This is a genomic window from Rhizobium sp. NFR12, assembly GCF_900108545.1.
In the GTDB taxonomy this organism is placed as follows: Bacteria; Pseudomonadota; Alphaproteobacteria; order Rhizobiales; family Rhizobiaceae; genus Neorhizobium; species Neorhizobium soli.
Genome location: NZ_FNWM01000001.1, coordinates 351365 through 376150 on the forward strand (window position 1 = coordinate 351365; position 24786 = coordinate 376150).

Annotated in this window: 24 protein-coding genes; 14 read left to right on the forward strand and 10 right to left on the reverse strand. The window is 62.6% G+C overall.

All coding sequences use genetic code 11. The features are described 5' to 3' along the window. Positions 1-57: 57 nt before the first annotated feature. Complete coding sequence (locus BLW69_RS01650; RefSeq protein WP_244508720.1) at positions 58-645, reverse strand: TetR/AcrR family transcriptional regulator; 588 nt, start codon at positions 643-645, stop codon at positions 58-60. Between the two features lie 323 nt (positions 646-968). Here BLW69_RS01650 and BLW69_RS01655 point away from each other — a divergent pair, with 323 nt between their 5' ends. Genes BLW69_RS01655 through BLW69_RS01665 form a run of 3 tightly spaced genes read left to right on the forward strand, consistent with a single transcriptional unit; the run spans position 969 to position 4751 of the window. Beyond that, positions 969-1472, forward strand: a complete 504-nt coding sequence (locus tag BLW69_RS01655; RefSeq protein ID WP_092659505.1) for a (2Fe-2S)-binding protein — start codon at positions 969-971, stop codon at positions 1470-1472. Beyond that, a complete protein-coding gene (locus tag BLW69_RS01660; protein WP_092659507.1) occupies positions 1465-2463 on the forward strand; it encodes an FAD binding domain-containing protein in 999 nt (332 codons plus the stop codon). Before BLW69_RS01655 ends, BLW69_RS01660 begins: the two co-directional genes overlap by 8 nt. Beyond that, positions 2460-4751, forward strand: coding sequence for a xanthine dehydrogenase family protein molybdopterin-binding subunit (locus BLW69_RS01665; RefSeq protein WP_092659509.1), 2292 nt, complete (start codon positions 2460-2462; stop codon positions 4749-4751). Before BLW69_RS01660 ends, BLW69_RS01665 begins: the two co-directional genes overlap by 4 nt. 334 nt (positions 4752-5085) lie before the next feature. Here BLW69_RS01665 and BLW69_RS01670 read toward each other — a convergent pair whose 3' ends face one another. Further along, on the reverse strand, positions 5086-5745 hold the full coding sequence (locus tag BLW69_RS01670; protein WP_092659511.1) for a sulfite oxidase-like oxidoreductase: 660 nt from the start codon (positions 5743-5745) through the stop codon (positions 5086-5088). 90 nt (positions 5746-5835) lie between these two features. Between BLW69_RS01670 and BLW69_RS01675 the strand changes: the two genes are divergently transcribed. From BLW69_RS01675 to alaE, 3 genes are all read left to right on the forward strand, one after another. Continuing rightward, positions 5836-7032, forward strand: coding sequence for an aminotransferase (locus BLW69_RS01675; protein WP_092659513.1), 1197 nt, complete (start codon positions 5836-5838; stop codon positions 7030-7032). Positions 7033-7058: 26 nt separating this feature from the next. Then, positions 7059-8315 carry a DUF763 domain-containing protein gene (locus BLW69_RS01680; protein WP_092659515.1) on the forward strand — a complete coding sequence of 419 codons (1257 nt, stop codon included), beginning with the start codon at positions 7059-7061 and terminating at the stop codon, positions 8313-8315. An 85-nt stretch (positions 8316-8400) separates the two neighbouring features. After that, entirely contained in the window at positions 8401-8865 is a 465-nt protein-coding gene (gene alaE, locus BLW69_RS01685; RefSeq protein ID WP_092659516.1) for an L-alanine exporter AlaE, read from the forward strand. A 51-nt stretch (positions 8866-8916) separates the two neighbouring features. Here alaE and BLW69_RS01690 read toward each other — a convergent pair whose 3' ends face one another. Then, positions 8917-9978, reverse strand: a complete 1062-nt coding sequence (locus BLW69_RS01690; RefSeq protein WP_092659518.1) for an SDR family oxidoreductase — start codon at positions 9976-9978, stop codon at positions 8917-8919. Between the two features lie 108 nt (positions 9979-10086). Between BLW69_RS01690 and BLW69_RS01695 the strand changes: the two genes are divergently transcribed. Together BLW69_RS01695 and BLW69_RS01700 are read left to right on the forward strand one after the other, a co-directional pair. Next, positions 10087-10464, forward strand: coding sequence for a winged helix-turn-helix transcriptional regulator (locus BLW69_RS01695; RefSeq protein ID WP_092659520.1), 378 nt, complete (start codon positions 10087-10089; stop codon positions 10462-10464). 79 nt (positions 10465-10543) lie between these two features. Then, complete coding sequence (locus BLW69_RS01700) at positions 10544-10849, forward strand: hypothetical protein (RefSeq protein ID WP_092659522.1); 306 nt, start codon at positions 10544-10546, stop codon at positions 10847-10849. Between the two features lie 32 nt (positions 10850-10881). Here BLW69_RS01700 and BLW69_RS01705 read toward each other — a convergent pair whose 3' ends face one another. Further along, complete coding sequence (locus BLW69_RS01705) at positions 10882-12084, reverse strand: pyridoxal phosphate-dependent aminotransferase (protein WP_092659524.1); 1203 nt, start codon at positions 12082-12084, stop codon at positions 10882-10884. 89 nt (positions 12085-12173) lie between these two features. Further along, on the reverse strand, positions 12174-13538 hold the full coding sequence (locus BLW69_RS01710) for an LLM class flavin-dependent oxidoreductase (RefSeq protein WP_244508721.1): 1365 nt from the start codon (positions 13536-13538) through the stop codon (positions 12174-12176). Positions 13539-13633: 95 nt separating this feature from the next. Here BLW69_RS01710 and BLW69_RS01715 point away from each other — a divergent pair, with 95 nt between their 5' ends. Both BLW69_RS01715 and BLW69_RS01720 read left to right on the forward strand, forming a co-directional pair. Further along, positions 13634-14188, forward strand: a complete 555-nt coding sequence (locus BLW69_RS01715; RefSeq protein ID WP_092659526.1) for a helix-turn-helix domain-containing protein — start codon at positions 13634-13636, stop codon at positions 14186-14188. Between the two features lie 61 nt (positions 14189-14249). After that, entirely contained in the window at positions 14250-15155 is a 906-nt protein-coding gene (locus BLW69_RS01720) for a phosphoribosyltransferase (protein ID WP_244508722.1), read from the forward strand. Here BLW69_RS01720 and BLW69_RS01725 read toward each other — a convergent pair. Next, a complete protein-coding gene (locus BLW69_RS01725) occupies positions 15152-15925 on the reverse strand; it encodes an endonuclease/exonuclease/phosphatase family protein (protein ID WP_092659528.1) in 774 nt (257 codons plus the stop codon). The two genes, BLW69_RS01720 and BLW69_RS01725, sit on opposite strands and share 4 nt — an antisense overlap. 61 nt (positions 15926-15986) lie before the next feature. Here BLW69_RS01725 and BLW69_RS01730 point away from each other — a divergent pair, with 61 nt between their 5' ends. Further along, positions 15987-16937: a putative bifunctional lysylphosphatidylglycerol flippase/synthetase gene (locus BLW69_RS01730; protein ID WP_092659529.1), complete on the forward strand. Its 951-nt coding sequence runs from the start codon at positions 15987-15989 to the stop codon at positions 16935-16937. On the opposite strand, the gene BLW69_RS01735 is transcribed toward BLW69_RS01730, so the two are convergent. After that, positions 16908-18446 (reverse strand): phospholipase D-like domain-containing protein, encoded by a 1539-nt coding sequence (locus BLW69_RS01735; RefSeq protein ID WP_244508723.1) that lies wholly within the window; start codon positions 18444-18446, stop codon positions 16908-16910. The two genes, BLW69_RS01730 and BLW69_RS01735, sit on opposite strands and share 30 nt — an antisense overlap. Positions 18447-18599: 153 nt before the next feature. Here BLW69_RS01735 and BLW69_RS01740 point away from each other — a divergent pair, with 153 nt between their 5' ends. Continuing rightward, positions 18600-19106 (forward strand): ferritin-like domain-containing protein, encoded by a 507-nt coding sequence (locus BLW69_RS01740; protein ID WP_092659532.1) that lies wholly within the window; start codon positions 18600-18602, stop codon positions 19104-19106. Positions 19107-19120: 14 nt separating this feature from the next. Here the strand turns inward: BLW69_RS01740 and BLW69_RS01745 are convergent, their stop codons facing one another. The 3 genes from BLW69_RS01745 to BLW69_RS01755 form a co-directional block, all read right to left on the reverse strand. Beyond that, positions 19121-19342, reverse strand: a complete 222-nt coding sequence (locus BLW69_RS01745; RefSeq protein WP_062461504.1) for a hypothetical protein — start codon at positions 19340-19342, stop codon at positions 19121-19123. Positions 19343-19551: 209 nt separating this feature from the next. Beyond that, positions 19552-20931: an FAD-containing oxidoreductase gene (locus tag BLW69_RS01750; protein ID WP_210184905.1), complete on the reverse strand. Its 1380-nt coding sequence runs from the start codon at positions 20929-20931 to the stop codon at positions 19552-19554. A 13-nt stretch (positions 20932-20944) separates the two neighbouring features. Beyond that, positions 20945-21421: a DUF4126 family protein gene (locus BLW69_RS01755; protein WP_062461499.1), complete on the reverse strand. Its 477-nt coding sequence runs from the start codon at positions 21419-21421 to the stop codon at positions 20945-20947. Between the two features lie 168 nt (positions 21422-21589). On the opposite strand from BLW69_RS01755, the gene BLW69_RS01760 reads away from it, so the two are divergent. Together BLW69_RS01760 and BLW69_RS01765 are read left to right on the forward strand one after the other, a co-directional pair. Next, a complete protein-coding gene (locus BLW69_RS01760; protein ID WP_092660969.1) occupies positions 21590-23392 on the forward strand; it encodes a sensor histidine kinase in 1803 nt (600 codons plus the stop codon). Continuing rightward, a complete protein-coding gene (locus BLW69_RS01765; RefSeq protein WP_092659536.1) occupies positions 23389-24777 on the forward strand; it encodes a sigma-54-dependent transcriptional regulator in 1389 nt (462 codons plus the stop codon). The genes BLW69_RS01760 and BLW69_RS01765 overlap by 4 nt, the downstream gene beginning before the upstream one ends. Positions 24778-24786 lie beyond the last annotated feature (9 nt).

Below are 24786 nucleotides of genomic sequence, written 5' to 3' on the forward strand. Positions count from 1 at the left end.
CGGTTTATAAACAACTGTTCATCGCGTCAACAGTTGTTTTGCGCGCGCTTCACGCCGTCAGTTGCGCACCCGAAGACCGTCCATCAAAAGCATAATCAGCCGATTGCCGCTGGCGCGCCATTCGGGCGAATCCGGAATGGAATAGATGCTCGACATGGCGTGCATCAGATCCGCCTGGCCTATATCGCTGCGGATGAGATTTGCCTCGCGGCCGTTTACGAGAAGCCGGTCGAGCGCCTGCCGTATGGTCCCGAACCCCTCCGCAAACAGTGTCGTGTTGGAACTGGCGATGATTTTCAGGCTGTTGGCCATGCCGCGCTTGGTCGCCATATAGCCCACGAAGCGCAGCATCCAGAGCTCCAGTGCCTTGTCGGCCGGGTGGGTGGCTGCAAGTTCGTCCGCTGCTGCCGCCAGTGCCGTCAGCTCGCGGCGATAGACGAGTTCGACCAGATGTTCGCGGGTCGGGAAATGCCGATAGAGCGTGCCGATGCCGACGCCGGCCTGGCGGGCAATCTCTTCCAATGAGGTCTCGACGCCCTTTTCCGCAAATGCCTGCGCTGCCACCTCGACCAGCTTGTCGCGGTTGCGGCGAGCGTCCGCGCGAAGTTTCGGAGCCGGGGTCTGTGCATTTTTCGGCGTGGCCAAAGCCCGAAATCCTGTTCCAGTGGTTAGGCTCTCTGGGGTCGTAATCCTGGTTTCCGGCATCCTGAAACGGATGTTTTCGAAATCCAGCCTTGACTGATCTCAGCGAGCGGCTAGTTTAAACGGAGTTGCCTCCGTTTGAGGCGGCGCATATGTCTTTTTAGATCAGAAGGCGGCCGGATGTCATGTCGAAAGATGTCGCTCCGCCTTATCGACCGCGATCGGCGGCGCGCGTTTAGACGATATCAGGGACCCATGCCCTCGCCAGACGGCCGGTCCAGCCTAATTCTTTGAAATTATCTTCGTGAAGATTGCAGGAGCCTGTCATGACACGAACCATTCACCTCAACCTCGATATCAACGGCAAGGGTTACGACCTTAATGTCGAGCCGCGCGTGACGCTGCTCGATGCGCTGCGCGACCATCTTGTTCTCACCGGCACCAAAAAGGGTTGCGACCAGGGCCAGTGCGGCGCCTGCACGTGCCATGTGGATGGCAGACGGGTGTTATCCTGTCTCACCCTGGCGGCCCAGGTCGAAGGCCGTCAGGTAGAAACGATCGAAGGACTGTCCGCCGCCGACGGAACCCTGCATGCGGTTCAGGCTGCCTTCCTGGAGCAGGACGCTTTCCAGTGCGGCTATTGCACGCCGGGCCAAATCATGTCGGCAGTCGCCTGTATCCGTGAGGGTCATGCGGGATCGGATGCGGAAATCCGCGAATATATGTCCGGCAATCTCTGTCGCTGCGGCGCCTATAACAGCATCGTGGCTGCGGTGCGCCAGGCGGCGCAGGCCGTCGTTCCCTCGAATAAGGAGATGGCCGATGCGTGATTTTTCCTATCTTCGCGCTGCCACCCTCGATGAGGCCCGCCAGGCGGTGCTGCAGGCAGGGGCGTCCATTCTTGCCGGCGGTACGACCCTGATCGATCTTGCCAAATGCGGCGTCGCCGAACCGGAAACGGTCGTCGATATCTCCCATCTGAAAGGGCTCTCCGGCATCGAGGTCACGCCCCAGTCCGTCACCATCGGCGCTCTCGCGCGCATGTCTGACGTGGCCGATCATGCGGGCATCCAAGCGGAACTCCCGGCTGTCTCGGAATCGCTGCTGCTTGCGGCGTCGGCGCAGCTACGCAATATGGCGACGATCGGCGGGAACGTGATGCAGCGCACGCGCTGTACGTATTTCCGCGATCCCGGCACGTTCCCGGCCTGCAACAAGCGCAATCCCGGCTCCGGCTGTTCGGCACTTGGCGGCATCACCCGCAACCATGCGGTTCTCGGCACCAGCGAGCACTGTATCGCCTCCAATCCGGGCGATCTGGCTGTGGCGCTGGTCGCATTCGATGCGGTCGTCGATCTAGGGTCCCGCACGGTTCCGTTTGATGAGTTCTTCCTCCTGCCCGGCGATACCCCGGACAGGGAAACAGTGCTTCAGCCCGGCGAGATGATCGTCGGTCTGTCGATCCCGAAAAGCGCTGCCGCGAAAAACTCCACCTACCTGAAGGTCCGCGATCGCCAGTCCTACGAGTTTGCCGCCGCAAGCGCTGCCGTCGGCCTGGAACTGGAGGACGATGGCCGCACGGTCAGGGATATCCGCGTTGGGCTCGGCGGCGTTGCCACCAAGCCATGGCGGTCTCGCGCCGTCGAACAGGCGCTGATCGGCAAAGTGCTCGACGCTGCCACCATCCGTGCGGCAAGCCTGCTTGCCGTCGAGGGCGCCGTTGCCCAGGGCGACAATCAATACAAGATCGATCTTGCGCCACGGGTCGTTGCCCGGGCGATCGAGACGGTCTCGACGGACAAATCTGGAGGTCTCGCATGACAATTATGCCCCCCCGCAAACACGGCGATGCCTCAGACGGCATGGTCGGCGGACGTCTGACCCGGTTCGAAGGCAGCCTCAAGCTCACAGGTGCTGCGACCTATGCGCTGGAATACCCGATCGACAACCTTGCCCACGCGGCCCTCGTGCAGAGCACGATCGCTGCAGGCCGCGTCGTCAGCGTCGATGCGACCCGCGCGCTCGCTTCGCCCGGCGTCCTGATGGTGCTGACACCGGAAGACGATCTCGGACTGCGTGTCTCCGCCGACTGGCAGGGCAACCGGCCGGAAGACAAGCCCTATCATCCGCTGCCGCGCGAGGTTCAGTTCAACGGCCAGTCGATTGCAGCCGTGATTGCCGAAAGCCGCGAACAGGCGACAGAAGCCGCAAAGCTTGTTGTCGTCACTTATGAAGAAACGTCGCCGGTCATGAGCATCGAAGATCCGGCGGCTGGCGAAGGCAAGCTGATGGACAATCTCACCATCGGCTGGGGAGATGCAGAGGCCGCCCTTGCGGCATCGCCGGTCCGGATCGAAAGCGAATACAGCACGCCGCGCGAATACCACTGCGCCATGGAGCCGCACGGGCTGACGGCCAAGTGGGACGGCGACGAGCTGACGATCTGGGAGCCCAGCCAGTGGTCGCATGGCATGGCCCGCATGTATGCCGAATGGTTCGCCATGGACTATGAAAAGGTGCGGATCATCTCGCCCTATATCGGCGGCGGTTTCGGCTCCAAGGGCCAGCCGCTCGCTTATGGCGCGGTGGCGGTTGCGGCGGCGAGAAAGCTTGGCCGACCGGTCCAGCTTGCCGTCACACGGCCGCAGAACTTCACCAGCTATGGCGGTCGTGCGGCAACTCGCCAGACGATTGCGCTCGGCGCTTCCGAAGACGGCGTGCTGCAGGCGATCGTCCACCGCGGCCGGACCGAGACGTCCGTCTACATGGATTACCCGGAACAGACGGGGGCGGCGACGCCTATCCTCTACAAGGTGGAAAACTTCTCCTCCCAGTCACGCGTCGTGCCGGTCAATACCGTTACGCCAGGCGCGCTTCGGGGACCGGGCAAGAACCCCAGCGCCTACGGCATCGAAAGCGCGATGGAAGAGCTTGCCTACAAGCTGGATATGGATCCGCTGGAACTGCGGCTGAAGAACTACGCCGATCACGACTATCAGTCGGGCAAGCCGTGGTCGACGCGGATGCTGCGCGAAGCCTTGACGCAAGGGGCTGCCGCCTTCGGCTGGGAAAAGCGCAGCCATCAGCCCCGCTCGATGCGGGACGGCAAGACGCTGATCGGCTGGGGCATCGGTTGCGGCACGTTCCCGGTCATCCGGGCACCGTCCGAAGCGATGATCCGCGTTCTCGCGAACGGCCGCGTCGAGGTGGTCAGCGGCTCGATCGACATGGGGCAGGGCACTTATACGATCCTTGCCCAGACGGCAGCCGAAGCACTCGGCGTGCCGGTCTCGCAGGTCGACGTGCTCCTGGGTGACAGCCGCATGCCGGGTTCGTCGATCGCCGGCGGATCGATGCTGGCGGGATCCATCACCGGTGCCGTCCACAAGGCAGCGATCGCAGCGCGCGACGAGTTGATCGGCCTTGCGCTCAACGAGACCGGCTCGCCGTTCCGCGATACCGGCGCCAACACGCTTTCGATGGTTGGCGGGCGTATCGAGGCATCGCGTGGCGGTGGACCTTCGCTGTCGCTGCAGGAGCTGATGCAGGCGGTCGGCCGCAATGAGCTGGAGATCCGCCGCAACACGCTTGCCGAAAACGCGCAGACGCCTGATGATCAGAAACAGGCCTGGACCACCATGTCGAAAGTGCAGGGGCCGACCTCGGGCGACCTCTCCATGCACAGCTGGGCTGCCCATTTCGTCGAAGTCCGCATCGATGAGGATTTCGGGACGATCCGGGTGTCGCGCATGGTCTCTGCCTTCGATTGCGGCCGTCTCTACAATCCGAAGCTGGTGGAAAGCCAGTGGAAGGGCGGCATCATCATGGGCATCGGCCAGGCGCTGCTTGAGGAAGGTGTCGTCGATCCGCGCAACGGCCGCACCATCAACAGCAACATGGCCGATTATCTGGTGCCAACCAATGCCGACATTCCGGATATCGAGGTGATCTCGGTCGGCGTGCCGGATCTCGACGCATCCACGCTCGGCGGTAAGGGTGTAGGCGAAGTCGGCATCGTCGGCGTCGCCCCGGCAATCGCCAACGCCGTCTTCCACGCGACCGGCAAACGCATCCGCGACCTGCCGATCACGCTGGAAAAACTGATGTGATCTTATGGGCTGTCGCCTCTGGCGGCAGCCCTCAGGCCTCTGCCAGAGGTAGTCAAAAAACTCTGTAGGTCACTTTGGAGTTGAGCCGGTTGCTCCAAACTCCCCTCATACTCGGCCTCGTGGCGAGGATCCAGTCAGCTCAAGTCTTTGAGCTGTAAAGACTCTTTGACACGACAGACGTCGTGTCGCTGGATCCCCGCCACAAGGGCGAGGATGAGGGAGAGTGGAGCGTCGCTCTCGTCAAACAAGCTTCTTCGGTGTTTGGCGGCAGCCCTTCCCACATTTCGCGGTGTCGGCAGGAGTGAACCCTCGCTCGTGGAGGGTCCAACTCTCCTCAATCCTCCGAATACCGTTCCTCGGCCCAAGGGTCACCGCGCATGTGGTAGCCGTTCTTTTCCCAGAAGCCGGCATTGTCGATGCCGAGGAAGTCGATCCGTTTCAGCCATTTCGCGCTTTTCCAGAAGTAGAGATGCGGCACGACGAGGCGCACCGGTCCGCCATGCTCTTCGGTCAGCGGCTTGCCGTCCCAGTGGGTCACGATGAGCGCGTCGGCCACGGCGAAATCGGAGAGGAGAACGTTGGTCGTGTAGCCGTCATAGGCGGTCAGCATCACCGCGGTTGCCTTGTCGGTCGGCTCCACGGCATCAAGCAGGTCGCGGGTGGACACGCCCTTCCAGTCGTTGTCGTAGCGCGACCAGGTCGTCACGCAGTGGATATCGGAGCGCATCTCGGTCTGCGGCAGCGCCTGGAAACTGTCCCAGTTGAAGGTCGTCGGCTTGTTGACGAGCCCGTAGATGTCGAGCTTCCACTGCGACGGCGAAATGCTGGGCTGCTGGCCGAGATCGAGCACCGGCCAGTTCTTGACCAGATGCTGGCCGGGCGGCAGGCGGTCGGTATCGGGCCGTGCATGCCGGCCCGTCAGGAATTTCCCCTCATCGGCCCATTTGCGCTTGGTGCTGGTGAGCTTGGAATCCTGCGGAAGATTGTCGTCCATAAGTGGTTCTCCTTGCCTCCGAGGATAATCTGATAAACAACAAGGGCAATCAATTCCTGACGCCCCCTCCCAAGATTTCGTCGAGACCCCATGCCCGCCACCCATCCGCGCCTGAATGCCCGCTTCAACCCCTTGATCGAACAACTGTCGCTGCCACCGGTTCCCGCCGTCGCGGCCTGGGGGCGTGCCTATGACAAGGCTCTGGGGCCGCTGATCGATCTGTCGCAGGCAGTGCCCGGCTATCCCGCTCATCCGGACATGCTGCGGCTTCTGGGCGAGACGGCGTCGTCCAAGGCCTATACCGGCTACGGCCCGATCGAGGGCGAGGCGGTTCTGCGCACCGCCTATGCAAGCCACGTCGCGGAAGTCTATGGCGCAGCGCTTGGCGAGGCAAACATCCACATCACCTCCGGCTGCAACCAGGCTTTCGTCTGCGCGGCGATGACGGTCGCGGGCCCCGGCAGCACCATCCTGATGACCGAGCCGTTCTATTTCAACCATGAAACGACGCTTGCCATGATGGGCATCGGCACCGCCTTCGTGCCTTGTTCTGCCGAAAACGGGTTCCTGCCGGATCTGGTCTCGCTCGAAGCGGCGATGACGGATGGGGTGAAAGCGCTGGCGCTGGTGTCGCCTAACAATCCGACCGGCGCCATCTATCCGCCGTCCCTGCTCGAGGCGATCTTTAGGCTATGCCAGGACAAAGGCATCTGGCTGATCCTCGACGAGACCTATCGCGATTTTCTGCCGCAAGCCGGAAGTCGTGCCCATGGCCTGTTTTCGCAGTCCGGCTGGGAAGAAACGCTGATCAGCCTCTACAGCTTTTCCAAATCCTTCTGCATTCCCGGCCACCGTCTCGGCGCCATCACCGCCGGTGAGGCGGCGATCGGCCAGATCGCCAAGATCATGGACAATCTGCAGATCTGCGCGCCGAGAGCCGCCCAGGCAGCCGTTGCCGAAGCACTGCCGCTGCTCACCGCCTGGCGCGAGGAAAACCGTGAGGAAATCGGCCGCCGTGCCGAAGCGCTGAAAACGGTCATGCGCGGCGTCTCCGGTTGGAAGCTCGATGCGATCGGTGCCTATTTCGCCTTCGTTCGGCATCCTTTTCCGGGCAGGGGCTCGGCGGAAGTGGCCGAACAGCTTGCCAAACGCGCCGGCATCAGCTGCATCCCCGGCGTCTATTTCGGGCAAGCGCAGGATGGCTATTTGCGGTTTGCCTTCGCCAATGCGGATGTCGGAACCATCGGTCTTCTGGAAGAACGTTTGCGGAACTTTTCGCTGTCGTAAAGCGGCGGCCGGTTCTATAAGGAACCATGGTTCAAAGAGCAGGCAGCGCCGATCTTCCGCTTCATGGTGGCCGGGTTCCCCGGTGGCTGGGCGACCGCATGACCAAGCTCGGCGCCGTCATCACCGAAGCCATCGTCCTTCACTACGGCCGTGACGAGCTGCTCAGCCGTTTGGCGCATCCGTTCTGGTTTCAATCCTTCGGGTCGGTGATGGGCATGGACTGGCACTCGTCCGGCATCACCACCAGCGTCATCGGCGCGCTCAAACGCGGACTGACGCCCATGTCGGGCGAACTCGGCATTCATGTCTGCGGCGGTCGCGGCCGCAATTCGCGGCAGACGCCGGACGAACTGATCGCCATCGGCAACCGCGTCGGCATCGATGGTTTCGCGCTTGCCAAGACCAGCCGGCTCGTCGCCAAGGTCGACAGCGCCGCGGTGCAGGATGGTTTCGATCTCTATCTGCACGGCTTCATCGTCACCGACGATGGCAAATGGGTCGTCGTCCAGCAGGGCATGAACGGTGACCGGAAGCAGGCGCGACGCTATCACTGGCAGTCGCAGGGCCTGAAAAGCTTCGTGGATTCGCCGCATGCGGCGATCGAGGGCCGCGGCCAGGGCGACATCGTCAACCTCGCCGATCACCGGGCAGAGGCCTCGCGCCACGGCCAGCTCGATCTGCTCGCATCGCTCGGTCCCGACCGCATTGTCCGCGAAGTGATCGCGATCGATCCGGGCCGGCAGCGCAAGAAGGATCTGTCGCAGCCGATGCTGCCGCATCTGATCATGCCTGATCATCACGACGTCCGCGAAGAAGACGTCAACATGAAGCGCCTGCATGGCACGCTTGCCGCCGCTGCCGATCGTGGCCCGAAGGATTTCGAGGATCTGCTTCTGACGCCTGGCGTCGGAGCCCGCACGGTGTCGGCGCTCGCCATGGTCGCCGAAGTCGTGCACGGCGCACCCTGCCGTTTTTCCGATCCGGCGCGGTTTTCACTCGCCCATGGCGGCAAGGACCGGCATCCGTTCCCGGTGCCGATCCGGGTCTATGACGAGACGATCAGGGTGATGAAATCGGCCGTCGGCAAGGCAAGGCTTGGCCGCGACGAGGAAATGCAGGCACTGCGCCGCCTAGACGACCAGGCCCGCCAGCTCGAAAAATACGTGACCGGCCCCGACCTCAAGGAAATCGTCGCCGGCGAATTTTCCCGCTCGCACGAATGGGGTGGACGCAGCGTGTTCGGCTGGGAGCCGGAGGCGGAAGACGATAAACGGACGGGGTAAGTGCGCTTGCCGTCGACGGTCATCGTCCCATATCGACCTCAACACGAAGGCGCCTCGTTCCAGAGATGGCCGGGAGACCAGCAATTTGACGCATGAAACGGAGACGCGAAGCGCCGGGTGGCGATCGTTCGCGGCCGATACGTTAGCCCTCATCCTGTTCTTCACCACGACCGGCATCATCAACGAGCGGTTCGTTGCAGGAATGAGCTGGGAGCAGGTTTTTGACGCGCGCCTTCTCGGTGCCGTGCTGATGGTTCCGTCGGGACGTCCATACGGGCTCTGGCGAGACTGGGTGATGCGCTTTGCCGGCCCCGGGCGCCTGTCGCAGATCCTGTGGGATACGCTCGCGCTCGTCAGCTTCCAGGTGCCGCTCTATGCCGCAATCCTCGCCATCACCGGGGCTGATAGCGCTGAGCTTTTGCGGGGAACACTGGGTGTGATCGTGATCATGCTGGCATCGGGTCGGCCCTACGGAGCCTTCCTCAACTTCATCAGGCGCCGCTTCGGTCTGTCGCCGGGCGGAACGAAGCCAATGTCGCTCAACACGTGAATGCGCCCGGGAAGAACGCCCGGGCGCATGATTCTATCGGCGCTCGCTTCCTTACGGGATCAGACGGTTTGCGCGCAGATCTTCAAACAGATCGAAGAAGGCATCGTCGGTTGGCTGGTACTCGAGGAAGCCGAGACGGCGGCTTTTCGACATGTCGGTGACGACTTCGATCGGGCGTCCGAGATCGGCGTCCGTATGCCACGGCGAGACGAGTCGGTTCATATCCGGTTCGGCAAGATTGTGGCGTTCGGCAATCTCGCGCCAGATCGCGGCATCCTCGGCCATCTGCTTTTCGAGCGGCTGCACGGTCCCGTCGAAGGTGGCGGGTTCCAGCTCGAACCAGGCGGCGATGCGGCTCCACATCCACTTCCAGCGGAAGACATCGCCATTGACGACGTTGAATTCGCCGTTGGCTGCACCCGGTGTCGTGGAAGCCCAGAGGAGATGGCGGGCGAGAAGGTTGGCGCTGGTCATGTCGGTCAGCCCCTCCCACTGCATCTCGACGCCCGGGAAGCGGAAGGGGCGGCCGGTGTGCTTGCAGATGGCAGCGTAGACGGCAAGCGTCGTGCCCATGTTCATGGCATTGCCGACAGCCTTGCCGACGATCGTGTGCGGGCGATGGACGCTCCAGGTAAAGCCGTCGCGGGCGGCTGCCGCAAACACTTCGTCTTCCTGGGCGTAGTAGAAATTATCGATTTCGAGCCGGCCCTGTTCCTCGCGGAACGGGGTCTGCGGCAGGGCGCCCTTGCCGTAGTTTTCGAACGGGCCGAGGTAATGCTTGAGGCCCGTCACCAGCGCCACGTGCTTGACGGAGCCTGCCGGAGACAGCGCGTCGAGGACGTTGCGTACCATCGACGAATTAACGCGGATGTTTTCGGCTTCCGTCGACTGCCGCAGCCAGCTCGAGATGAACACATGCGAGGGATCAAGACCCGCCAGCGCTTTTTTAAGCGAGGCCGGATCGAGAAGATCCGCTGCCACCGGTGTCACGTTGGTCTGCTGCTGCGGTGTGCGCGACAGGCCGAGAACCTGCCAGCCGTCGTCACCCAGAACCTTTGCCGTTGCGCTGCCGACAATGCCGCTTGCGCCCACGATCAATGCTTTTTTCGTCATAATTGCTCCTGTCGTTCTGACGGTGATCTAGTGTCTTGCGGCAGACTGTGCCAGAAGGCACCCGAATGGGACATAGGCACCCTGACGTAACCAGATGGGAAACAGATCATGCAGCCAGGCTCACCAGACAACGAATGGCGCGAAGACTGCGCACCGCGCCGCGTCCTCGACCTTTTCTCCTCGAAATGGACGAGCATGATCCTGCATGTGCTGGATACGCGGCTGGATGGCTGTGCGCGGACCGGCGTTCTCCTGCGCAGCCTGCCCGGCATTTCCAAGAAAATGCTGACTCAGACCCTGCGTGACATGGAAGCCTCGGGTCTTGTCGTCAGGCGCGTCTATGGCACAGTGCCGCCGGCAGTCGATTATACGCTGACCCCGCTTGGCAAGCGCTTCGTCGAGTTGATCGATCTGCTCTACGGTTGGGGTCGAGACAATGCCGATGCGCTGGACGCGCTCAAAGCGAGGAAGGGCGAGGGAGCCTAGATCAGGGATTGGGCCTCCCAGTTCGGATGGAACGATGGTGGCCGGCCCGTGTTCTCCTTGGGAACAAGGGAGACTTGCTATGTCAGACCACAAAGACGTCGACCCCGCAGCCGATACGGCTTCCAAGGAAGCGACCCGGTTCGGCAGCAGCCAGCCCAAGGTTTCCGAACAGTCAAGGGATAGCATCCACCCGGCCGCCGATGCGGCTGAGGATGTACAGGCTGACCACAAGGTCGAGAAGAGCTTTGGTACGGGCGAGGATGGGTCAGTGCGCAAGACGGATGCGGCAACCGTCGAACTCAATCGCGCCCGCAAGGCGGCTGGCGCCGAGGGCTCCGGCGTCCCGAGCGATCATGAGGCCGACGCCGGCGACATCGGCGGCTGAGACTTCCACCCGCGGTCGCCGCGGGTGAGAGACTACTGGATATGCGGCGGCGCTTCTTCGCGCGCCGCGATCCGACCGGCGAGTTCGCCGATGCGGCGGATCGCTCCCTCCAGCACATCATCAGGCACCGTCAGCGATATGCGTAGAAAGCCTGCCGCCTGATCGCCGAAGGATGTGCCGGGCATGACTGCCACCTTTTCCTCGCGCAGCAGTTCCCAGGCAAACTCCTCGCCACCGAGGCCTGTTGCCGTCACGTCGAGCAGGATGAACATTCCACCTTCCGGCATCATCGGCTTGACCAGATTGTTGCCCTTCAGCACAGTTTCGACGATCGCGGCGCGCCTGTGATAATTGGCGCGCATCACGTCGGCTGTCGGGAAGTTTTGAGACAGCGCCATGGCGGTCATGTCGGCAATGAAGGGCTGCACGCCGAACAGCATGATTTCAGACACCGGCAGCAGACGTTCGCAAAATTCCTCCGGGCCGGCTGCCCAGCCGGATCGGAAACCGGGTGCCGCATGCGACTTGGAGATGGACGAGACCACGATCGTGCGCTCCGCCAGTTCCGCCATGTCAAAGGGTGAGGCAAAGCTGGTGCCGTCGAAGATCAGCTGCTCATAAACCTCGTCGCAGATGATCCAGAGATCGTGCTTGCGGCAGATCTCGCCGATCCTTGCGATTTCGGAGGCTGACAGAACGGCACCGGTCGGGTTGTGCGGCGTGTTCAGAAGCAGCACGCGTGCTTCAGGCGTCACCGCCCGTTCCAGATCGTCCGGCTGCATGTGGAATTTCTTCTCCGGCCGCAGCGGCACGGGGATCATATGGGCGCCGGTGGAGGCAATCACGCCTTCATAGGTCGCGTAAAGCGGATCGCCGACCAGCACGCCGTCGCCAGCGCCAACCAGCCCGGTCATGACGCAGTAGAGTGCGCTCTGGGTGCCGGGAAAGCAGAGGAAGTTCTTTTCCGTCACGTTGCTGCGGCGTTTCGAATATTTCGCAACGAGCGCCTTCAGCGTCTCCGGCTCGCCTCTTCCGTTGGAATAGCGGGTGCGGCCGGCATACATGGCGCGCGCGGCTTCATCCAGCAGCGCCTTGTCGGGCACGACGTCAGGCTCGCCGATCGTCAGCTCGATCACGTCCTCACCTTCCGCCTTCATGCGCCTTGCGGTCAGATGCAGCGCCCAGCGGCCTGAACCGAGATGGGCGAGACGGTCGGTGATCGTGGCATAGCGCATGGATAGGCCTCATGTTCGAGGATTAGGATGGGCCGCCTCTAGCAAATACGCCGCGCCGGGGCAAATGGCGCGGCATGGGTGATCGGCACTTAAGCGTGGCTTCCCGTCCGGTAACGACCACCCACATGACGGGCCGGCAATCGCGGTGCACCGAACAGTTTTTCGCGCAGTGTGCCCTCGCGATAGCCGGTCTTATAGACACCGCGTTCCTGCAGAATGGGGATCACCAGCTCGATCACGTCGTCGAAACATTCGGGCACGACTGTGCGCGACAGGTTGAAACCGTCGACATCGGCCTTTTCCATCCACTCCTGGAGACGGTCGGCGATCTGCTCGGCAGAGCCCACCATCGGCATCTGGCGGCTGCCGAGAATCATCTGGTCGAGCAGCTTGCGCTTCGTCCATTGCGGTCCCGCGCTGCGGGTCATCGCCTCGACATTGGAGACGATGGCATCGCTTTTGCCGGTCTGGATCGGTTCGTCGAGATCGTAGCGCGCAAAATCGATGCCGAGCGATGCGCTGGCATGCACAAGGGCCGCCTCGGAGCTGGCATGGCTGCGATAATCCTCGAACTTCTCCTGCGCTTCCTTTTCCGTGCGGCCGGTGATGATCGTTGCGCCAACAAAGACTTTGAGATCATCGGCGGTTCGGCCTCCGGCAATCGCGCGGGCGCGAATATCGTCGACGAGGTCGCGCACGCCTTCCATCTTCTGGCCGTTGACGAAGACGCATTCCGCATGGGTGGCGGCAAAGGCCCGGCCGCGGGTGGAAGAGCCGGCCTGATAGAGAACCGGCGTTCTCTGCGGGGAGGGGGCGGACAGATGCATCGCGTCCAGCCGGTACTGCCGGCCTTGGTGACTGATCTTTCGAACCTTGGCCGGGTCGGCGTAGACACCGGCGGCGCGGTCGAACACGACGGCATCGTCGTCCCAGCTGCCTTCCAGCAGCTTGTAGATCACGTCCATATATTCGTCGGCGAGGTCGTAGCGATCGTCATGCGCCATCTGCGCGTCGAGCCCGATCGCCTTGGCCGCGCTGTCGAGATAGCCGGTCACGATGTTCCAGCCGATCCGCCCTCCGGTTAGGTGATCGAGCGTCGACATGCGCCGCGCAAACAGGAAGGGCTGCTCGTAGGTGAGGTTCGCGGTCACACCGAAGGAAAGGTGCTTCGTCACCGCCGCCAACGCCGGCACCAGCAGCATCGGATCGTTGACCGGCACCTGCACGGCGCCCCTCAAGGCCGCATCCGGGCTTTCGCCATAGACGTCGTAGACGCCCACCACGTCTGCCAGGAAAATCCCGTCGAACAGGCCGGCTTCCAGCCGTTTGGCGTAATCCGTCCAATAGGCGAGTTCGGTGTAACGGTTGGACTGGTCGCGCGGATGCGTCCACAATCCGTGCTGGATATGGCTGACACAGTTCATGTCGAAGGCGTTGAATCGGATTTCGCGCAAAGAGCATTCCCCCGCGTTGCAGATCTGGTGCGTCTCTTATAAGTTCCTATCGTCCACTATAGAAGACGATCGTTCGGAGGCAAGCGGATAAAGCCATGGAAGCAGATGTTGGAGATGCCATCGCATCGCGCCTCAGAACCGAGCGCGAGACCCGCAAATGGTCGCTTGCTGACCTTGCCGAACGATCCGGCGTGTCGAAGGCGATGATCAGCAAGATCGAGCGCGGCGAGGCGAGCCCGTCGGCCGCCGTGCTCGGCCGGCTGTCCGGCGCTTTCGGCCTGCCGCTGTCGGTGCTTCTGGCACTGGCGGAAGGCGGGGAGGAGCGGCTGCGCGTCCAGTCGGGCCAGCCGGTCTGGACCGATCCCGAGACCGGCTATACCCGCCGGGCCCTGTCGCCGCCCAATGCGCCGCTCGAACTGATCGAGGTTCTGCTGCCGCCTGCCGTGCGCGTTCCCTATCCGGCCTCCGCCTTCGCCTTCCAGCATCAGCAGATCTGGCTTCTCGCGGGCGCGCTCGATTTCATCGAAGGCACGGTGCTGCATTCTTTGAAGGAGGGCGATTGTCTCATGCTGGGGCCGCCCGCCGACTGCGTCTTCTTCAATCCCGGTAAGGTCCCGGCGCGTTACGTTGTGGCGCTTTCCCGAAGGTAACGGAGCAGAACGGCAGACGTGAAAAAGGCGCTTCCCGAAGGAAGCGCCAGTTGGGGAGATTGTGACTTTGCCGGTCGCGCTGATGGATGCGACCTACAAGTCCGTGAACACGAACCCCTGGCGGTTTGTTCCCGCAGAAAGTGTGAAATCCTTTTCTTGCCCGGAACGATCCGATATCCTGTCGGTTACACCGCAAGAACGGATCGAAGCCTGGGAGGAGGATGCGATGCTGGGATTGGGTCATTTCTGGAAACGGGTGCAGGCCCGCAAGGCGGAAACGGCAACGCCCGAGTTTGCCGATCGCAGTGATGCCGGCCGGCAGCTGACCGAGGCACTGCAAATCTCACAATCCTTGTCCTCTGTCGCCGGCGATCCCGTGGTGGTCGCCATGCCGCGCGGCGGCGTGCCGGTGGCGTTCGAAGTGGCGCAGCGGCTTGGACTGCATCTCGATCTCTTGATCCTGCGCAGGATCGCTGCCCCCGGCCACCCGGAATTTAACATCGGCGCCGTTGTCGACGCCAAAGAACCAATCGTCCATATCGACGAGGCAAGCGTGCGGCGCTTTCCCCTGCCTCCTGGCTATCTTAACACGGAGCGGCAGCATCAGATCGCCGAGGTCGACCGCCATCACCGGATGTATTTCGGCGAGGATCACGCCGACGAGCACGATCTTGCCGGGCGTCACGTCATACTGATCGATGAGGGGCTTTCCGATGCCGGGTCGATGGAGGTCAGCATCCACGCGCTCAGGCAGCTGGGTGTCGCGATCATTACAGTTGCCTTACCGGTCGCCTCGCAGGACACGCTCGATGCAATCAGGGACAAGGTTGAAGACGTGGTCTGCCTGTCGATCCCGCCAACATTCGGCGATGTGGGTGACCACTACGAGGATTTCCCGGAAACCACCGATCAGGACGTCGTCCGGCTGCTCAAGGAAGCCAGACGGTCGGAGCGGTTGCTCAACTAGATTTCAATCGTCGCCAACAACGGCAGGTGGTCGGATGCCCGCCGCGTCAGCGGTGTCGAGACCACTTCGGCATCGATCACCTTGATGCTGTCGGAAACAAAGATGTGGTCGAGCCGAAGCAGCGGAAAGCGGGACGGAAACGTTGCCCGCCAAGGTTTGACAAGCGCCGTCTGCACATCGGTCAGGCGCTTGGCCGCATGCCGGTAGGTCCTCGTGATCGGTGTCGAGTTGAAGTCGCCGATCAGAATGCGCGCCGGGTTTTCCTTTTCGAGGCCGCCGAGCCAGTCCGGGCCCGTCAGCTCCGTCATCTGCGCCATCCGGTCTTTACCGCGGAGTCCGAGATGGGTGTTGAAGACCTGCAGCGGTTTGCCACCGACGTCGATTTCCACCCAGACTGCGCCGCGCTGCTCGCCGATCGAGGAAAGCATGTCGGCCTTGATCACTTTCAGCGGCAGGGATGTCAGAATGGCGTCGCCGTAGCGTTCCTCGGCCACATGCAGCGCCGCGTGAAAATGGTAGTCCATCTCCACCTCGCGGGCGATGATATCGACCTGATCGACGCCACCGGTGCGCGAGCGGCCGACATCCAGTTCCTGCAGGCCGATAATATCAGGCTTCAACTCCGAGATGACGTCGGCGATCCGCGCGGGATCGAGCTGTCGATCGGTGCCGATGCAGCTATGCACGTTGTAGCTCAGAATTTTCAGGCGGCGCCGGGAGGAAGTTTGAGGCGAGGTGTCGGAGGGCGGTTTGGGAAGCGCATCGATCATAGCGCGGGAACACCTTGGACAGTCATTTCGTTCCACCCTGCACAGCATGAATGGAGATGGAATGAAGATCTGGCGGCCCCTCATCAAATGTCTTGTGGTTGCCGCGGTCTGCCTTGCCGCACTCCTCGTCTACCGCAGCCTGCAACGCTACACATGGGACGAAATCGAGGAGTCCGTGCTGTCCATCGCCGGCATTCGGTTGGTGGCCGCGTTCGGCTTCGTCATTCTCTCCTATGCCTGCCTTGGCATGTTCGATGCGCTTGGCGTGCGCTATGCGGGCAAGCCGCTTGCCTACCATAAGACGGCACTCGCGTCCTTCGCAAGCCTGTCGATCGGCCACAATGTCGGCATGGCAGCGCTCAGCAGCGGCGCGGTCCGTTACCGGTTCTACTCCCGCTGGGGCCTTCAGCCTCAGGACATTGCCAAGGTCATCGTGTTTTGCGGCGCGACTGTTGGGTTGGGGCTTGCCACACTGGGCGGCATTGCCATGCTGCTCGATGTCAATGGATCGGACGACTTCTTCGGCCTTGGCAGGGGAGAGAGGGCCGCCATCGGTTTCGCCTGTCTGGCCGTGCCGGCTGCCTATCTACTGCTTTGCGCTTTCGTGCGCCGGCCGTTGCCCGTCCGCTCGTGGCGTTTCACGCCGCCGGATCTGTCGCTCGCGATCGGCCAGATCATCGTCGGCACACTGAATTTCCTCTGTGTCGCCTCCGCGATCCGCCAGCTGCTGCTTGCGTTTACCAATGTCGGATTCCTGCAGGTCGCCAGCGCCTACGTGACCGCCAATCTCGGCGCGCTGGTTAGCCACGTGCCTGGCGGTCTCGGCGTGCTGGAAGCGGTCATGCTGAACCTGTTGCCGGGCACATCGGCGATCGGCGCACTGATCGCCTTCCGCGTCCTCTACTTCTTCGTGCCGCTCGCGATCGGCGTACCGGTGCTGATCGCAAGCGAGGCCTATTACCGGCGTCAGGGAAGTGCTTATTCAGGCCGCACGGCGGAAGGAAAGGCGTGAAAACAGCTTCCTGATCCCGGACTTGATCTCCGGGATCGGCCAGAACGGCTGTTTTGGATCGACAATGCCGGTGCCGATCAGCGAGGTGATCTCGCCCTTCAGCGTATCCACCTCGAAAGGCCGCAGGCAACGTGGATTGACGTTCAGGATGTCGATTGCCGCCAACATCGATCCGGTCTGCTGAATGATGCGGGAGACGTCTTCCTTGTTGGCGCAGAGATGCTCGGCCAGAAGATCGTCGCGCAGATCAAGGATTGCCTTCTGCGACGCGGCCTCGACAGTCTCGAGCGCGATATCGCATTCCGTATCGAGCCCTTCCGATCGGTTGTTGAGGTTGGACGAGCCAACCCGCACGAAGCGGTCGTCGACGACGATCAGCTTGGAATGGACGATGATCTCGCGATCGTTGCCGTCGGCATCCGGGGTCGTGGCGTAGTAGATCCGCAGCCGGCCGTAGCGATCGGCGCGCTTCAGGCGGCGGATCAGGCGGGTGCGGTTGTTGCCCATCATCAGCTTTTCGAGGAAGCCGTGGGATTCGCGCGTCACGATGATGACGATTTCCGGGCCTTGCGCCGCCTTGAGCTTGCGGGCAAGTGTGCGCGCCACGCCGAAGGAGGCGAGATACTGTGTCTCGATATAAAGGTGTCGCTCGGCTGCCTTCAGCGCATCATGAGTAAGCTTGATCGCCTCGCGGTGGCCGCGGCGTCCCTTCCATTTCCACGGCTCGGTCAGCGCAAGGCCGCTGCGGCAGTTGGTGAGATTGGGTTCGAGATCCTGCGGCCAGGCGGCTTCGCCCGCAACCGTGACCGGTTCGAGCGCGATCTTCGTCACCTTTTTCCAGCGCCGGCGCGTCACGTCGCCGATCAGCCGGGCGATATCGCCGGTGACGATCGTCTGCATGTCGTGAACGGGACCATAGGTTGTGCCGTCGGGGGAGGTGCGGGCCGGGTTGATGCAGGCATGCCCACGGTCGTCCCAGCGGCGCGCGGTCAGATCGATGCCGCCGACAAAGGCGGTCCTGTCGTCGACCACGACGATTTTCTGGTGATGGCTGGCACGCAGCGGATGCTCGAAATCGAAGCGCAATTCGATGCGCGGATGGTCGTTCCAGTCCATCTTGCCGAACATCTTCAGGCTCTTGCCGGAATAGACCGGGCCCATGCCCCAGACGAGAATGCGGATTTCCAGTTCCGGCTTTTCCTCGACCATGCGGCGCAGCGTAGCACCAAGCGTCGGGCAATCAGGGTCGCGCGGGTGCAGCTTGATACCAGGGTTGAAGTCCCAGCCGAGGATCATCACGGACCGTTCGGCCTGCTTCAACACGTCGTCCAGGCGCTGGTAGTATTCCTCGCCATCGATCAGGAAGCCGACGCGCTCGGCCTCGGCGCTGCGCCAGACGTTGCGGCCGGGTCGAATGATCGCACGGCCGGATGGCTCCGACCGGCGCCAGGACGAAAGTGCGGAAGAGCCTGTCTGGCTCGGCGAAGTTTTTGAAGAAAAATTAGACACGTCCACCTTTTGACCCCCGTCAATTGCGTGGCCCATTAACGCGCTAAGCTGCAAGATGTTCCAGGGACGCTGGAACATCGCGGACGTTGACGGGTTTACAGTCGTTGCGTACCAAATCGACCCGGGGGAAGACGTAACGAGGAGGACGTGAACATGACGCATGCGCGGGACAATTTCATTACTTGGCTACGCAATGCCCATGCGATGGAGGAACAGGCAGTCACGCTTCTGACAGCGCAGGCACGCCGGATCGACAGCTACCCGGATCTCAAGGACCGCGTTCTGGAGCATCTCGAGGAAACCCGCGGCCACGTCGCGGCGCTGACCGAGATGCTGGAGAAGTTCGCCGTGACGACGCCGACCTTCAAGGACATGACCGCCAAGCTTGCCGCGACGGCCCAAGGTGTCGGCGGATTGCTGGTCAGCGACGAGGTCATCAAGACCATGACGACTGCCTTCGCATTCGAACACACGGAAATCGCGACCTATAAGGTGCTGATTGCCGCTGCCGACGAACTGGACGAACCGGAAGCCGTCGCCGTCTTCGAACACATCCTGTCCGAGGAAGAAGACATGGCGAAATGGCTGAACGACAATATCGACAGCATCACGCGGATATTCCTGATGCGCGACGAGCGGGATCTCCAGGCGAAGCGGTAGGAGACGCCTCTGCTTCAGTCCTGACTTTTCAGAAGACCTGACAGGTCCAGCCGATGCTGGAGGGCGCCTTCGTCGCAGGCGCCGTGCTGGTAGAGATCGATGATCTCGGCCGCGAGGTTCTTTGCCGCCGTGCTTTCGCCAGACAAGCCGCGTTCGGCGCAGGCGGCATCGAAGACGTGCTGCAGGAAATCCAGTTCCCGCGGTTCCATCGCCGCATTGAATGCAGGTGTATTCATCTGTGGCCTCCCGTCGTGGAATGGATGTTGGGGGAGATCGCTCTGATGTCTTCCCGTCGCCGGCGGCCTTCGATTGTGCCGACGATGGGTGAAGTCTAAGCAAACTCCCCCCCGTTGCAAAGGGAGGGAGAAGGTTAAATTCCTGTAATGACGGGATTGTCAGCGAGCGCGCCGCAGCGCGTGAACGCCCGTCATTCCGGATGGTTTCGTCAGCCTGCCGGCTTCATCGACTGGACCACGGTCGGCCACAGTTCCGAAACGGTGGGGTGGATCGGCACGGCCCAGCGCAGGGCATCATAAGTCGCGCCGGCATTCATCATGTCCAGCACGCCGTGGATCGCCTCGTCGCCGCCGGTGCCGAGAAGGGCGGCGCCCAGGATCTTTTTCGTCTGCGCATCAGCCACGATCTTCATCAGGCCGATCGTCTCGCCCTTTTCCACGGCGCGTCCCACCTGGCTCATCGGCCGCGTGCCGACGAGAACCTTGTGGCCAGCCTTCACCGCCTGGTGTTCGGTCATGCCGACACGGCCGAGCGGCGGGTCGGTATAGAGCGCATACCCGAGCAGGCGGTCGGAAACCTTGCGGCTTTCGCCATCGAACAGATTGGCCGCAACGATCTCGAAATCGTTGTAGGCGGTGTGGGTAAACGCCCCGCGGCCGTTGCAGTCGCCCATCGCCCAGATGCCCTCGACATTGGTCGACAGATCGTCGCCCACCTCAATGTAGCCGCGCTCATCGAGCGTTACGCCTGCCTTGTCGAGCCCGAGATCGTCGGTGTTGGGACGGCGTCCGACCGCCAGCAGCACGTCGGAGCCGATGACTTCAGGCTCGCCTTCGTCGCAACTGAGGCCGACTGCAATGCCGTCGTCCGTCTTCCTGAAGCGGATGCAGTCGGCACCCGTTCTGATGACGATCCCTTCGGCTTCCAGCATCTCATGGATGGATTGCGAGATCTCCGCATCCTCGCGGCTGACGATACGCTCGCCGCGCTCCACGACGGTTACCTTCGCGCCGAAGCGGCGATACATCTGCGCATATTCAAGCCCGATATAACTGCCGCCGATGATCACCAGATGCTCCGGCACCCTGTCCAGCCCGACGATGTCGCTGTTGGTCATATAGGGGATGTCGTCGACGCCCTCGAAATCCGGAATGGTGGCGCGGGCGCCGACATTCAGGAAAATCTGCGGCGCCGTCAGCAATTCGTCGCCGACGCGGATCGTCTCGGCGCTCTCAAAGCGCGCATGGCCGCGGATCAGCGTGCAGTGGGGCATCTTCTCCAGCCAGCTTTCGTTGCTGCCGCGGCTGTCCATCGTCACTTTCAACGCCCGCCGCATCACAGCCGGCATGTCGATCGTCACGTCGCCGCCGATGCCGATGCCGTAATCGGCGCTGCGGCGCGCGAGATGCGCCGCATAGGCGCTGGCCACCAGCGTCTTGGTCGGCTTGCAGCCGGTGTTGACGCAGGTGCCGCCCACATGCTTGCGCTCGACGATGGCGACGGTCTTGCCCGCGTCGTTGAAGCGTCCGGCAAGCGATGGCCCGGCCTGGCCGGCGCCGATGATGATCGCGTCGAATGTCTGCATGATGCTCAGATCTCCGTTAGGCGGCCGGCGTTCCCGGCAAAAGCAGGATGACAATCAGGGCTGCGACGACGGCCACGCCGTCCTCGATAAAGGCTGCCGGTGCATCCTTGCCGAAATGGGCAGCAAGCTTTGCCCGCACTGCGGCGCCACCCAGCGTTCCGATCACGGCGCCGATAATGCCGGAGACGAGGCCGGCCAGCCAGTAGCCGTAGGGCATTCCGATCGCAGCACCCGAAAGCGCGCCAGTCAAGATGCGCGCACCGAATTGCTGCGGCACCTTGCGGCTCGGCGTCGAGGGCAACTGGTCGGTGATGAATTCGACGATGGCGATCAGCGTCAGGATCAGCACGGCCCATTTGGAGCCCATGAAGGCGAGCCAGGTGCCGGAGAGATCAAGCCAGCCGAGACCGGCCGCCCAGCTGACGATCGCCGGTGCCGTCATGGCGCGAAGTCCGGCCACCGCGCCGATGACGAGTGCAAGCATGTAACTCATGATGATTCCCTTTGCCGCCGCCGACGGATGCCGGTGAAATCAAGTCTTCGCAAGTTTTAGTGGAATTCGCCAGTGGCGGATTTTAAGGTGACGACCGAGGACGAGTTGGGAGGAGGAGCCCGGCATCTGGTGAGATACGCAATTCTTGCAGCGGCGGGCGTGGCGGTCATGATCGGTCTGGGCATCTATGTCCAGGGCGCCGGCATGATCGCGAGCGGCTACATGGAGGAGGCGAAGGCGCAGGCCAACACCACGCTGAGGCTTGCCGTTTCCGGTCTCGACGGGCACCTGAAGCGCTACGAGGCGCTGCCGGCCCTGATCGCCGACCAGCAGAATGTCGAGGCTTTCGTGCTCGATCCGTCCAACACAACCCTGCAGGCCGCCACCAACGCCTATTTGAAAGACACCAACGCGCTCCTCAAATCCTCCGACATCTATCTGATGACGATGGACGGGCAGACGATCGCTGCCAGCAACCATGACAGCGACGTCAGTTTCGTCGGCGAGAATTTTTCCTACCGTCCGTATTTCCAGGAAGCTGCAAAGGGCCGCCAGTCTCGCTTTTATGCGCTCGGCACCACGTCGCTCAAGCGCGGCTACTACTTCTCGTCGCCGATCGAGATCGCCGGGGTGATCCGCGGCGTCATCGTCTTCAAGGTCGATATCGATCTGGTCGAGGACAGCTGGGGGAAGGGGACCGCCCAGGGCACCGAAGACCGCATCTTCGTTGCCGACCCCGAGGGCATCATCTTCATGACCAGCCGGCCGGAATGGCTCTATGCCACGACCCTGCCGCTGTCGCCGGGGCGCATCGCCCGCACCCAGACCTCGCGGCGCTATGCGGATGCGAAACTGCGCGAACTGCCGGTGCGGCGCGGCGAATTCGCCGGTCACGAGGTGATGACGATTGCCGACAACGGTGGCGACCGGGAATATCTCGTCGTGTCGCAGTCAATGCCCGACGCCGGATGGACTGTCAGCGTGCTGATGGATACCGGGTCCGTGCATGCCCAGGCAAAGACCACCGTCGCCGCCCTGCTTCTATCCTTGTGTCTCGCCGTCCTCGGGCTTGCGGTCATCCTGCAGCGCCGGGCGCGGCTTGCCGAGCGCATGCATCTGCAGGCGGAAGCGCAGAATGCGCTCGAACACCGGGTTGCAGAGCGCACCGCCGATCTTGCCCGAGTCAACGCCCAGATCGAGGAGGAGGTGGCCGAGCGCCGGGCGACCGAACAGCGGTTGCGCCAGACCCAGGCCGATCTCATCCAGGCCGGCAAGCTTGCCGGTCTCGGCCAGATGTCGGCAGCACTGTCGCACGAGCTCAACCAGCCACTTGCGGCCGCGAAAACCTATGCGGAGACGGCCGGCGTGCTGATGGACCTTAACCGCACGGAAGAGGCGCGCGACAACGTTAGACGCATATCGGCACTGATCGATCGCATGGCCTCGATCAGCAAGCATCTGCGCAACTTTGCCCGCAAGCCGAACGAGAAGCTCGGCGCCGTTTCGCTGCAGGAGGTGATGGACGACACGCTGGAAATCGTCGCGGCGCGGCTGAAGGCGGCCGATGCGGATCTCGTCGTCGACATCCCAGCGAACCTTCCGAAGGTAAGGGCCGGTTCGATCCGTCTGCAGCAGGTGCTGGTCAACGTCATCGGCAATGCGGCAGATGCCGTCGAGGGACTACCCGACCGGCGCATCGCCGTTTCGGCATCAAGAACCCACGATACCATCACGGTGCAGGTGCGCGATGGCGGGCCGGGTGTGCCGGCGTCGATCCGCGAGCGCATCTTCGATCCCTTCTTTACCACCAAGGGCATCGGCAAGGGGCTCGGCCTCGGGCTGTCGATCTCCTACAACATCGTCAAGGATTTCGGTGGTAGCCTTTCCGTCACCGATGATCCCGATGGGGGGGCCGTGTTCACCATCGAGCTCGATATTGCCGATGAAAACCTGATGGAGGCTGCCGAGTGAGCGAAGCAAGGGATGCGGCGCAAAGGGTTTTGCTGGTTGACGACGAAGAGGAGCTGCGCCGATCCACCGCCCAGGCGCTGGAGCTGTTCGGGCTCTCAGTGCAGACCTTTTCCAATGCCGATCATGTTCTCGAACTCGCCGGTTTCGGCTTCGAGGGCGTTATCGTCAGCGATATCCGCATGCCCGGAACAGACGGCATGACGCTTCTGCAGCGGGTGTGCGAACTCGATGCGGAAATCCCGATCATTCTCGTCACCGGCCACGGCGATGTGCAGCTGGCGGTCAAGGCGATGCGCGAAGGTGCCTATGATTTCCTCGAAAAGCCGTTCACACCGCAGCATCTGGCTGGTGTCATCCGAAGGGCGCTGGATCGCCGCGCGCTGGTCATGGAGAACCGCCGACTGAAGGCGGTGGCCGGCAAGCGCGACGATCTGGAAACCCGCATGCCCGGCCGCACCCAGGTGATGGTCGACCTGCGCTACCGGATCCGCGCGATCGGCGCCACCGATGCCGATACGCTGATCATCGGCGAGACCGGCGCCGGCAAGGAAGTGGTGGCGCGGGCGCTGCACGATGTCAGCCCGCGCGCCAACCGGCCGTTTATCGCCATCAACTGCGCGGCACTTCCGGAAACGCTGATCGAAAGCGAGTTGTTCGGCCACGAGGCGGGCGCCTTTCCCGGCGCGATCAGGCCGCGCTACGGCAAGTTCGAGCACGGCCGCGGCGGCACGATCCTGCTCGACGAGATCGGTTCTATGCCCTTCGACCTGCAGGCAAAATTCCTGCGCGTCCTGCAGGAGCGGGTCATCACCCGGCTCGGCTCCAACGAAACCGTGGCGCTCGACGTCCGCTTTATCGCCACCAGCAAGGTGGATCTGGAGGCGGAGGTCGCAGCCGGCCGGTTCCGTGCCGATCTCCTCTACCGTCTCAACGTCGCAACCATCCATGTGCCGTCGCTGCGGGAGCGGCGGGCCGATATCGCGCTTCTGTTTCTGCAGCTGGTCCGCGAAGCCTCCGCCCGCTATGGCCGTGACGATCTCGACGTTCCCGTCGATGTGATTGCCACGATCGGCGACCAGGCCTGGCCGGGGAATGTCCGCGAGTTGCGCAACGCCGCCGATCGGCTGGTGCTGGGTCTCGATCTTCCGTCGACGGATTCCAACGGCAGGCTTCGCGATCCGGCCGGTCGGCTGGCAGACAAGGTCGCCGCCTTCGAGCGCAACCTGATCGCCGGCGAAATCGCTGCCCATGGCGGTGCCCTGCGCCCCGTCTACGAATCGCTCGGCATTTCCCGCAAGACGCTCTACGAAAAGATGCAGAAACACGGGCTGGACAAGCGGCTGATCTCGGCCGACCAGATGCTTCAGGACGATCTGAACGGGTGACGAACTAAG